Origin of the sequence: Acaryochloris thomasi RCC1774, from assembly GCF_003231495.1 — a bacterium.
In the GTDB taxonomy this organism is placed as follows: Bacteria; Cyanobacteriota; Cyanobacteriia; order Thermosynechococcales; family Thermosynechococcaceae; genus RCC1774.
This window is the reverse complement of record NZ_PQWO01000017.1, coordinates 1-11,402: the sequence shown is the minus strand read 5'-3', so window position 1 is coordinate 11,402 and position 11,402 is coordinate 1. Positions and strand designations below refer to the sequence as shown.

Annotated in this window: 11 protein-coding genes; 10 read left to right on the top strand and 1 reads right to left on the bottom strand. The window is 52.2% G+C overall.

The genetic code is table 11. The features are described from left to right. Positions 1-21: 21 nt before the first annotated feature. The gene (locus C1752_RS21000) at positions 22-249 is read left to right on the top strand and encodes a VOC family protein (RefSeq protein ID WP_110988020.1); all 228 of its coding nucleotides are present in this window, start codon (positions 22-24) and stop codon (positions 247-249) included. Between the two features lie 101 nt (positions 250-350). Beyond that, positions 351-983 (top strand): hypothetical protein, encoded by a 633-nt coding sequence (locus tag C1752_RS20995; RefSeq protein WP_110988019.1) that lies wholly within the window; start codon positions 351-353, stop codon positions 981-983. A gap of 308 nt (positions 984-1,291) precedes the next feature. Here the strand turns inward: C1752_RS20995 and C1752_RS20990 are convergent, their stop codons facing one another. After that, positions 1,292-3,262 (bottom strand): heavy metal translocating P-type ATPase, encoded by a 1,971-nt coding sequence (locus C1752_RS20990; RefSeq protein WP_110988018.1) that lies wholly within the window; start codon positions 3,260-3,262, stop codon positions 1,292-1,294. Positions 3,263-3,328: 66 nt separating this feature from the next. Between C1752_RS20990 and C1752_RS20985 the strand changes: the two genes are divergently transcribed. From C1752_RS20985 to C1752_RS20950, 8 genes are all read left to right on the top strand, one after another. Continuing rightward, positions 3,329-4,432, top strand: coding sequence for a precorrin-8X methylmutase (locus C1752_RS20985; protein WP_110988017.1), 1,104 nt, complete (start codon positions 3,329-3,331; stop codon positions 4,430-4,432). Between the two features lie 370 nt (positions 4,433-4,802). Continuing rightward, a complete protein-coding gene (locus C1752_RS20980; RefSeq protein ID WP_158535157.1) occupies positions 4,803-5,183 on the top strand; it encodes a GNAT family N-acetyltransferase in 381 nt (126 codons plus the stop codon). 180 nt (positions 5,184-5,363) lie between these two features. After that, positions 5,364-5,942, top strand: coding sequence for a Uma2 family endonuclease (locus C1752_RS20975; RefSeq protein WP_110988015.1), 579 nt, complete (start codon positions 5,364-5,366; stop codon positions 5,940-5,942). Positions 5,943-6,276: 334 nt separating this feature from the next. Further along, positions 6,277-7,296 (top strand): porphobilinogen synthase, encoded by a 1,020-nt coding sequence (gene hemB / locus C1752_RS20970; RefSeq protein ID WP_110988014.1) that lies wholly within the window; start codon positions 6,277-6,279, stop codon positions 7,294-7,296. Between the two features lie 40 nt (positions 7,297-7,336). Continuing rightward, on the top strand, positions 7,337-8,500 hold the full coding sequence (locus C1752_RS20965) for a metal ABC transporter solute-binding protein, Zn/Mn family (protein ID WP_110988013.1): 1,164 nt from the start codon (positions 7,337-7,339) through the stop codon (positions 8,498-8,500). 10 nt (positions 8,501-8,510) lie between these two features. Continuing rightward, positions 8,511-9,296 carry a metal ABC transporter ATP-binding protein gene (locus C1752_RS20960; RefSeq protein WP_110988012.1) on the top strand — a complete coding sequence of 262 codons (786 nt, stop codon included), beginning with the start codon at positions 8,511-8,513 and terminating at the stop codon, positions 9,294-9,296. A gap of 34 nt (positions 9,297-9,330) precedes the next feature. Further along, positions 9,331-10,167 (top strand): metal ABC transporter permease, encoded by an 837-nt coding sequence (locus tag C1752_RS20955; protein WP_110988011.1) that lies wholly within the window; start codon positions 9,331-9,333, stop codon positions 10,165-10,167. Between the two features lie 180 nt (positions 10,168-10,347). Then, the coding region (locus C1752_RS20950) for an iron uptake porin (RefSeq protein WP_158535156.1) at positions 10,348-11,402 on the top strand (1,055 nt) is incomplete at its 3' end.

Here is an 11,402-nt window from a genome sequence, read left to right as displayed (position 1 = left end):
CACGACCAAACGATAGCAACAATGACGGCAACCCCATATCTGATCGCTGACGACGCTACTTTCGCTACCGGGCTGACTGCTGGCGCGACATCGGTATCGCCACCGACGGACCAATTTGATGGCGACCGACGGGGAACACTAACTGATCTGTCTGGCCACACTTGGTTAATCATGACCAAACGCGACCATCTGATCACTGACGAACTAACCCGTCGGTTTGCCAACATGATGACCAAAGACGGCGGATAACCATGACATGCACCGGAGTGGCGGTGGTTATTTTTTCGTCTGCTTGCAAGTCGTTCGCCGCCACCCGGTGATGTCTACCGTTATGTAGCATTGTGTCTATTATGAGTCGAGCAAAAGATGCTCTTCAAACCTATCAAAAATACTATATTGACAGGGATTACGAGCAATTAGATTTGTTTCAACTACTAAAAAGTGAGTTTGGAATCAGTAGCGTAATTTATCCTGGAAGCTTCGTCCATGTTTCACCTTCTTTTGTCTTTCAAACTGTTACCTATATTGATTCAGATAAGAATGCCAAACTATTCTTTCAAGAAGAACAAGTACAGGCACTCATCCAGCACCGCAAACAATACAAAGAGGCACCCAGTGTCACGTTTTACGGCGCGGACTACAGTAAGATACATAGCGAGCTTATAGATTCTTGTGATTTACTAATCTCTCAGTATGCGGGTTTTATTTCAGAGGCTTGCAAAGCTTATCTCAACATAGACGGATTACTGTTGGTGAACAATAGTCATGCTGACGCAGGTCTAGCGGCACTTGATAAAGACTATAAGCTCATAGCTACCGTACATAGAGATAAAGGTAAATACCGCATTTCATATTCTGCTTTAGAGGCTTATTTTGTTCCAAAAGGCAAAACTTCCATCACTCGAGAATCTCTACATGGATTAGGTCGAGGGGTTGGCTATACTAAAACAGCTCCTCTATATATTTTTCGCAGGGTATCGTGACACTACATAACTACACGCTGTAAGGGACGCTGAATCGTTCTGCGAAATTTCTAGACAAGAGTTGGAAGCTTCAAATTCAGCCGTTCTGGTCAGCGCCTCTGAGCTTAATCCGCTAAGTCTTTGTTCTGCGTTGTGGCAGTCGATGTGGTGCTATCTCTGAAAGTTAAAGTTGTCAGATATAGCACATGAACCAAATGCTATATCTCGTGAGGCATTGTCAGACAAAAGGGCAAGAACCCGATGCTCCCGAGAGGCCAATCCTGACGTTCGCAGCAAGTCACTGTTGAGTTGCGATCGCAACTTCAGCCCTACAAGTAAGATATAGAGGCGATAGCGGCATCGGTTCTCAGTAATCGCAAGCCATTGAGCGTTACCAACAACGTTGCCCCCTCGTGCCCCAGCACCCCAGCAGGCAAGGTCAGTTCACCAAAGAAGTTAGCTACCATCAACAGGGCAATAGAGGTCAGCGCTAGAGCAATATTCTGTTTGACAATCCGTTGAGACTTGGCTCCAATACCAATCGCCTGCGTGAGTTTCTCTAAACGATCGCCCATCAACACCACATCCGCCGTCTCTAAAGCTACATCACTGCCCGTCGTCCCCATCGCAATGCCCACCGAGGCTTGAGCCAGAGCCGGAGCATCGTTAATGCCATCCCCCACCATCGCCACGGTGCCGTACTGCTGCTGGAGTTTTTCAATGGCATCTACTTTGTCCTCCGGTAGTAAATCGGCGTAGACGGCTTCTACCGCCACAAGTTGGGCAAGGGTCTGAGCGGTGGCGGCATTATCCCCCGTCAGAATCACCGTCGCAATTCCCAGTTGCTTGAGGATAGCTAAGACTTGAGCGGCTTGGGGACGTATCTGATCGGCGACGGCCAAAAGTCCGATCAAGTGCTGCTGCTCCGTGACCCAGATCACGGTTTTGCCGGTGGCTTCTAGCTGATGGCTGGCCTGAAGCAGATGAGAGTCTGCCGTTTCGGACAGATCTGCCGTGACAAACTGAGGTTTACCGATCCGGGTTAGGGTTCCGGCTAGATGACCGACAATGCCCTGACCTATCGCAGCTTGAACAGCATTGGCTGACAAAAGCGACAGTCCCTGCTGTTGGGCCTCAGCCACAATCGCATCCGCAATGGGATGCTCGGAATAAGCCTCTAGGGAAGCCGCCACCTGTAGCACATGATTCGCGGCGACGCCTGCAGCAGGCACTAGATCGCTGACCTGCAGAACGCCCGTGGTTAGGGTGCCGGTTTTATCGAAGGCGATCGCCTCAATTCGCCCCATCGTTTCCAACTGAGCACCATCTTTAAATAGAATCCCCTGTCGTGCCCCCTGAGCAATCCCAGAGAGTAAGGTGGGCATAATCGCCGCCATTAGGGCGCAGGGGGAGGCCACCACCAGAAAAATCAAGGCTCGGTAGATAGTGGTTTCCCAACTCCAGGCCAGCAAGAGGGGCGGCATTATTGCCAGGAGCAACCCGACGCCGACAATCAGGCGGGCATAGCCCCGCTCGAATTTTTCTAAAAATAATTGAGATCGCGGCTGCGAGGTTTTGGCCTGCTCCACTAAGCGGATCACTCGCTGAATCAGGCTGCTCTCTGGGGGCTGGTGCAGCTCGACCGTGATCGCTCCACTGCCGTTGAGGGTGCCCCCGAAGACTTCATCCCCAATGCCTTTCTCCACTGGAATCGACTCGCCGGTTAACGTCGCCTGATTCACCGTACTGCTGCCAGTCTGGACCACACCGTCCGTGGGAATGAGTTCGCCCGGTTTGATCAGGATGCGATCGCCCACCTGCAACTGCTGCGTTTTGATCCGCTGCGTTTGACCGCCTTGCCACCGCCAAGCGGTATCTGGAGTGAGCTGCATCAGGCTCCGAATATTGCGCTCGGTGCGCTGGAGGGCAATATCTTCTAAGGCTCCGCTGATGGCAAAGATTAAGATCAAAATTGCCCCATCCACCAGCAAATAATACTCCCGCTGCCATAGCCCCAAGGTGGCCGCCCCCAGAGCCGCCACAATCATCAATAGATCGACATCTAATTCCCGTTCTTGCCACAGGGTCGTTAACCCTTCACGAGCGCTTTCATAACCCCCAATGCCGTAGGCAATCAACAAGATCCAGACGGCCCCGCCCACCTGCCCGGCCACTAACGCCAACCAGCCCAGCAGCGTTAGCAGGGCACACAGCGCAGCCGTTGCGACGGCAGGATAGGTTTTAAACCAAGATGGAATCCGGCCCTGTTGTGGAAACCTCAGTTGTGTCACATTCTCCATCAGGGCAGCCTTAGCATTAACAGCTTCCTCAGGGTAAACCTTGACATTGATGTTAAGGTCAAGGGTATGTTGACTATTAAAGAACTGACGCAATCCGTTGGTCACGGCACGACCCCCCGGATGGTGAGGCACTATCACCAGATTGGACTGCTGCCCCAGCCGATGCGATCGCACAGCAACTATCGCCTCTACAGCGCAGCCGATATACAGCGCCTCCAGCGAATTGTGGCCCTTAAACAACAGGGGTTTCAGCTCTCCCACATCCAGCAAATGCTAGTCGCTCAGTCCCAGCCGATGGCGGTGGACCCCTTATTGGACCAGCTCCAGAAGCAGTATCAAACCGTTTTGCAGCAGATGATCAAGCTCCGGCAGACTGCTACGGCTCTAGAGGGATTTATTGGACGCGACCAAGCTTGCCAGTCTGTCCAAGCTGAAGCCCTGGCACAGTTGCGGCAGTTGGCGGCTGAAACAGAGACCGCGACGGCCTTTACCGAAGATCTTTGGCAGCAGCTCGATGCCGCTGTCCCAGATCATCCTGAGCACTTCCAGGAGGCTCTCTTTCGCTTGCTGCCCGATCTTTCGCAGCGTCCTGAGATTGAAGTGGACGTACTCTCTCACCTGGTGTTAGCCTGCGGCGATGTAAGCCTAGCGACTTTCGTGCGCTTTAGTTCCGATGCCATCAAGGCAGCCCGTGAGACTCTATCTGCAGGCTGCACCATAGTGGGGGACGTTCCTGCCGTGATTGCGGCCCTAGACCAACCCCGTCTTACCCATTTAGGCTGTCAATGGGCCACGCTGCTGGACAATCCCCATATAGACAGTGCCGCCGATGCGGAACAGCAGTTCTGGCAGGATAACGGCTGGCACCAGCGGTTGCGGGATTTGACAGACGGCAATATCTGGATGGTGGGTTACGCGCCATCAGTCTTGATGAAACTTTGCGAAGCCATCGAGACGGGAGTGGGTCGGCCTGCCTTAGTCATTGGTCTGCCCATTGGGTTTAGTCATGCGCCAGCGGCCAAGCGTCGGTTGATGCAGTTATCGGTGCCCTACGTGACTACTGAAAGCGCCCTGGGCGGTGGCCTGCTGGCGGCAGTGGTACTTAATCGGCTGGCGGCTTCGTTGATTGAGAAGCCAGATTGTCACTGCTATCTCGGGGAGGCAAATTAAGACGTAGGCCACCACCATTGGTAAGGCTTGCCTTATTGAAATCTGCTACGAGCTGACGAGCATAGGGATAGGGAGTCTTGAAAGCTTTGAAGGGCGGGGCTTATTAATCTCAAGATTTCCAAATAGGGTGGCTTGATGACAGTAAACGACTGGATAGTACCTCTTGGGTCGGAGTTATCCGACTTCTGCTTGATAATGCTCTGATCGCGGAGTTATCTAGTTTTTGGCGGATAATACCCTTCCTACCGGAGTTATCAGCCGCTATCCGTATAGTTATAGTTTAGACAGCTTCTACGTCCCTCTAATGCACATTCGGTCTGCTATCTCCAGCGATGATCAGAGGCTTCTTGCGATACGTTGGCATGCCATTATGAGTCTTGCCGATGATTTCGGACACGCTGCAGCCGAGCGCTGGGCAAACTCTGCCAGTTCCGATCGCGCTGCATTAGCGATCAAGCACAACAGTGTCTGGGTGGCAGAGTGCGAATCGGTTGTTGTGGGTTGGATCGAGGTCAAGGCCGCAACAATCAAAGGACTCTACGTGACTCCCTCTGCTTCTCACTCAGGTGTTGGCTCGTTACTTATGGCATATGCAGAGTCCGCAATCCGGGCACAAGGAGAAATTACAGTAAACCTAGACGCTAGCCCGAATGCCCTACCTTTCTACGCCCGGCTTGGATATAAGGTGGCAGGAGATCCAAACCTAGATAGCTCAGTTCCTATGGTTAAATATTTTGGTAACGATGCCTAACCCTATGCTGCAAATGACGCTCAGCTAATGTAATATCTGTTTGAATTTTTGGTAATCTTTCGCGCCCCTGAGCATATCCGTTTGATTGCCAAAATGCAGCGAAGTTGCGATCGCACATCCCATCACCCGACCGCGATAAAATAGGGTCAATTCCCGCCCCTACAGAAACGCCCTCTCATCATGATCGCTGCTCAGGAAAACGTCTCTCCACTGACCCCCGAAGCCTACTTCGCTTGGGAAGAGCAGCAGCTAGAAAAACATGAATATATTGACGGTCAAGTCTATGCCATGAGCGGCGGCAGCGTAAATCATGGTCGCATCGCCATCAGATTCACCGCCCTATTCGACAGCCACCTAGAAAATACGGGCTGCATCACTGGCAATTCTGATATCAAAATCAATATCCTCGAAACCAGCAACTACACCTACCCTGACGCCAGCGTTACCTGTGACGATCGCGACAAAACCACAATCCAATACATTACCTATCCCTGCCTCATTGTTGAAGTTCTGTCCGACAGTACCGAAGCCTACGATCGCGGCGGCAAATTTAGGATGTATCGCCAAAACCCCGCTCTTCGAGACTATCTACTCGTTAGCTCCACCAAAATCGAAATTGACCTGTATCGCAAAAATGACTCGGGCGAATGGATCATTCTCAACTACAAGGCAGGCGACACCATCGAACTCCGAAGCATTGACCTCAGCCTTGCGATCGAGCAAATCTATCGCGGCCTCGCACTCACCTCAGCGGCTTAAAAGTAAATCAGTAGTATGGATCTGCTTTCTCTTCTCGCGGCCACCTTTTACATCACCAACGGAAGCCAGCTAAAAATATTGATTGTGGACAATGCCAATTCCAGGCTCGACAAAATGGGTAAAGGTTCGCCCCTTGATACAGCTTGATCTGAGCGTTATCAGAAAGGGGCAAGAAACTGTCTGGGGCTGGATCTAATAACTATCCCAGAATAGACAAGTTTCCCAGGATCGTTAGTGCTGAAATAAACCTTGGCAAAAGAGAATTTTTGTTGAAGCTCTACACCATTACGCTGACCTAAGATATGATAACGATTATCATTTTACTGATATCTTTATGGCTCCCGCTCAGTCCAAGGTAGAGGCTTCCAGTCAAGTTGCCGCGTCCCAACGCCCCCGACGACTGCGGCGCACTGCAGCTCTGCGGCGGATGGTTTGTGAAACACAGCTAACGCTCAATGACTTGATCTATCCGATATTTGTCAGGGAAGGTACGGGGATTGAGGAGGCGATTCCGTCAATGCCAGGGCTAAGCCGTTATTCCTTGGACTTGCTCCTAGAGGAAGCGGCAGCGGTGTATCGTCTGGGTATTGGGGCCATTGCTCTGTTCCCCCTCATCCCCATCGACCAGAAAGACAATGCCGGAACCGAGAGCTATAACCCCGACGGGTTAGTTCCCCGAACCGTGAAAGCCTTAAAAGAAGCGCTTCCTGATCTGCTGATCTTTACAGATGTCGCCCTCGATCCCTATAGCAGCGAAGGTCATGACGGTATTGTCCAAGATGGCAAAATTCTCAATGATGAAACGGTTGCAGTGCTGGTCAAGCAGGCATTGTGCCAAGCCGGAGCCGGAGCCGATTTTGTTTGTCCCTCGGATATGATGGATGGCCGGGTCGGAGCCATTCGCCAAGCCTTAGATGCAGAAGGGTGGACCCAGGTGGGCATTCTGGCCTATTCTGCCAAATACGCTTCAGCCTACTATGGGCCTTTCCGTGATGCCCTAGACTCAGCCCCTCAGTTTGGCGATAAGAAGACCTATCAGATGGACGCCGCTAATACTCGCGAAGCCCTCAAAGAGGTGGCCTTAGATATTGCCGAAGGCGCAGATCTGGTGATGGTGAAGCCTGCCCTTGCCTACATGGATATTATTTGGCAGATCAAGCAGTCCACAATGCTGCCTGTGGTGGCCTACAACGTCAGCGGCGAGTACGCAATGGTGAAGGCGGCAGCGGAGCGCGGCTGGATTGATGAACCACAGGTAGTAATCGAAACCCTCACCAGCTTTAAGCGGGCCGGGGCTGATTTAATCTTGACCTATTTTGCCAAGCAGCTCGCGCTTCAGTTGCGATCGCAATAGCCCACATTCAACCCTTTTTATCCCATAACGAACAGGTGTCATGAAATTTAGTCATTTTCTCTTTCATCAGTCTCAATCTACGGCTCGACTCTCTGTAGCCTTTATCTCAGCTCTGGCTGTGGGCTTAGGCAGTTGTGCTTCGACGCCTTCGGGAGAATCAAATGCGGCGCAAGGGGGCGAGAAGCTGCAGGTAATGACCACCTTTGTACCGATTACGAATTTTACGAAAGCAGTAGCGGGCGATCGCGCCCAAGTCACCCAGCTTTTACCCAACAATGTTGGCCCCCATGACTTTCAAGCTAAACCCGCAGATGTACAGAAGCTGACCACCGCCGATGTGCTAATAGAAAACGGCCTAGAGATGGAGGCATTTCTAGAAGACATGGTCAAAAACGCGGGCAATGACAAGCTAGCCGTGATTGATTCGAGCCAAGGCATTACCGTAATCCCCAATGAAGAAGAGGAGCATAAAGGCGAAGAACACGCTGAAGGCAAACACGACCACGGCGAAGAACATGCTGAAGGCGAAGAACACGCTGAAGGTGAGGAGCATGCCGAAGACGAAGAACATGCTGAAGGTGAGGAGCACGCCGAACACGACCACGGCGAAAACAATCCCCACATCTGGCTTGATCCCAAACGGGTAATCCAGCAGGTCGAGAATATTCGGGATGGATTGATAGCCGCTGACCCCGAGGGCCAGTCCACCTATGAAGCCAACGCGACGGCCTATATCGAAGAGCTGAAAAATCTTGATGCTGAGTTTACCGAGCAGCTTAAGCCCTATGCCGGGAAAACCTTCGTCACCTATCATGATTTTGCTGACTACTTTGCGGGCAGCTACGGCTTGAAAGTAGAGTACCTAGTAGGCATCCCGGCAGAAAATGCCAAACCAGAAGACGTGCAGCGGGTTTTAAAGGCAGCCAAAGACTCTAACCTGAATACGCTACTATCAGAACCCCAGGCCACGGGTAGCCCCTTCGAAGCCCTAGCGAAGGATCTCAATGTGAAAGTGGGCACCTTTGATCCGTTGGAATCTGGTGGTCCAGAGGCATTGGAAGCAGACTACTATTTAACAGCGATGCGAGAGAATCTCAAAAACTTAACAGCGGCCTTTGGCGGTCAAGCCCAGTCTTGGGTTCCGGCTCCATCCCGGCAGCGGACTGTTGCTACCTTGCCTCAGTTTGTGCAGGTCAATTTCTAGGAGATTCAGCTTGCAAGATTTCATTGTGCGGGTCTCGGGCTTGACGGTGGCCCGCAACACCCATATTGCCGTCGAACAGGTCTCATTTTCGGTGCAGGCCGGGACGAATGTTGCGATTGTCGGTCCCAATGGGGCCGGTAAAAGCACATTGATTCAGGCAATGTTGGGCATTCTGCCTTGTCACAGTGGTGAAGTGGAAATACTGGGCCATCGCCTCAGTCCCAAAGGGGTACTGCCTGCCCGGGTGCGAGAGCAGATCGCCTACCTGCCTCAGAACTTTATCTTCGATCGCCGCATTCCGATGACGGTGGATGAAATGGTGGGATTAGGCTGGCACGCGCTGGGCTTCCAGTGGCCTTGGGCAGGGCGGCGGGAACGGCAGGTGGCCGTTCGTCAAGCGCTGGCTCAAGTCGAAGCCCTGCACTTAAGAAACAAACGGGTAAGCAGCCTTTCGGGGGGAGAAACCAAGCGTGTTTTACTGGCCTATTGCTTGGTGCGGCCCCGCCGCCTGCTGGTTTTAGATGAAGCGCCAGCAGGCTTAGATGTGCGGGGCGAAGCAGAGTTCTATCAGCTACTGGAGCAGCTCAAGCAGACGCAGGGATGGGCCATTATGCAGGTTTCTCACGATCTCAATATGGTGCAGCGTCAGTGTGATCATGTGCTGTGTCTGAATCGCACCCTCCGCTGTGAGGGAATGCCGGATGTTGCCCTCTCTCGCGACAGCTTAAGTGCCGTATATGGGCCAGAGTTCGCCCGGTACCATCATTCCTGTATGTCAGACTCTACATTGCATTAAGATTGTTGCCTCATGTTTTCTCACGTCAAACGCTATGTCATTTGCTAGTGAAATAGTCCGAATTGCCGATCTCTTTCAGCTCCCGTTTATGCAGCGGGCAGTATTGAGCGGCGTCCTTACTGGGCTGGCGGGTGGAATGTTGGGGAGCTTTACGATTCTGCGTCAGCTCTCTTTCTTTAGTGATGCTCTGGGGCACTCTGCGCTGCTGGGCCTCAGTTTTGCCGTCCTTCTGGGCTGGAACCCCACGGCGGTTTTGCTGCCCTTCGCGGTGGTGTTTGCCCTGGGCGTGACTTACCTACTAGAGCGCACCCAGCTATGGACTGATGCGTTGCTCAACATTATCTATTCATCATCGTTAGCGATCGCAGTCATTGTCCTCAGCTTCACCGACACCTATAAAGGCGGGCTCCATCAGCTTCTGTTTGGCGATATCTTGGCCGTCCGAGAATCGGATTTGATCTTCAGCGCTGTTTTACTGCTAGCCTGCACCTTATTTATTGGCCTCACATTGCGGACTCAAATGCTGATCACGTTGCATGAGCCATTTGCGATCGCAAGGGGCGTTTCGGTCTCATTCCATCGCACCACTTTTATTGTGCTGCTGGCCTTGGTCGTGGGGATTGCCATTAAGGCCATTGGAGTCCTGCTGATTAGTGCCTTTGTGGTGATTCCAGCCTGTGCATCCCAGTTATTATCTCGGCGGTTTAGCCACCATGTAGTGCTATCAGCAAGCTTAGGGGCCATCAGTGCTGTGGTGGGGATGGGACTATCGGCGACCATGAATTTACCGTCAGGGCCGAGCATTGTGATGGCTCAACTGGGACTCTTTTTGGGCGCTATGATTTACCCTAGGCTGTCAAGAAGTTCTTAAAGATCACCCTCTCATCAAGGCTTCAAACATGAATACCTCCAGAAACAATATCGTGAAGCCCCTTGACAAGAAAAAATGAGAACGATTATCGTTACTAATCTGAGGTGTCTTCTCTGTCTACAGATATTTATGCAGTGACCCATCTTGCTTTGTATATTTTGGTGTTGTGGAGCCATAACTATGTATAAAAGATCCTTCTTGGGCGGGGGGCTAGGCCTCTTCGGTGCCCTTGCGTTGACTGCTCCAGCATTTGCAGACACATCGGTTTCAGACCTGATTGCCGAAACAGAATCAGACAGTACTGGCCAGGTGACCTCTGTCTCTCAGTTATCTGATGTGCAGCCCACTGACTGGGCTTTTCAAGCCCTGCAGTCTCTAGTGGAACGCTATGGCTGTATCGCAGGCTATCCCAACGGCACTTTTAGGGGCAACCGCTCAGCCACTCGTTACGAGATGGCTGCAGCGCTCAATGCTTGCTTGGACCAGATTAGCGATCGCTTCGCCTCCAAAGCCGACCTTGATGCCGTCAAAGCCCTACAGGATGAATTTGCAGCAGAGCTTGCCACTTTAAGAGGCCGGGTCGATGGCCTAGAGGCCCGCGTTGATACCGTTGAAGCCCAGCAGTTTTCAACCACCACCAAGCTCGAAGGCTCCGTGATTGGAACCATTCAGTTTGGTGACCAAACCGACGTTGACGGTGGTATTGGCAGCAGTCGTGCTTCAGCGCTGGCAGAAGTTGGATTAACCTTCAACACCAGCTTCACGGGGGAAGACTTACTGCAGATTACCCTCTTGACAGGTAATGGTGGTAACGACTTCTTTGGCGAGTTCTTTGACGCAGGGGGTGGCCTTGCCGGTGGCACCGTCAATCCCGGCGCTATCGAGTATCGAGATACTGGCCCAGGCGTTGAGCTAGATCGTCTTGCCTATGAATTTAGCCCTGTGGAGAACCTTTCAGTCACCATTGGACCACAGCTCTATCCCAGTGATTTTATCGATGGCAATAGCTACGCCAACGATCCGGGTGCCGACTTCAACTCTGGCTTTTTCATTAACAATGCTCTGATCATCAATGATGCCGTCGATGATCCCGGTGGGGCGGGCTTTGGCTTCAACTATAACGTTGGGGGCGGTCCTCTGAGCTTGCGTGCAGGGTACGTGGCCGCTGCAGGCGGTAGTGCGGTTGAAGGCGCAACAGAGACAGAAGGCCTTTTCGGCGACCCGCATCAGGCGGT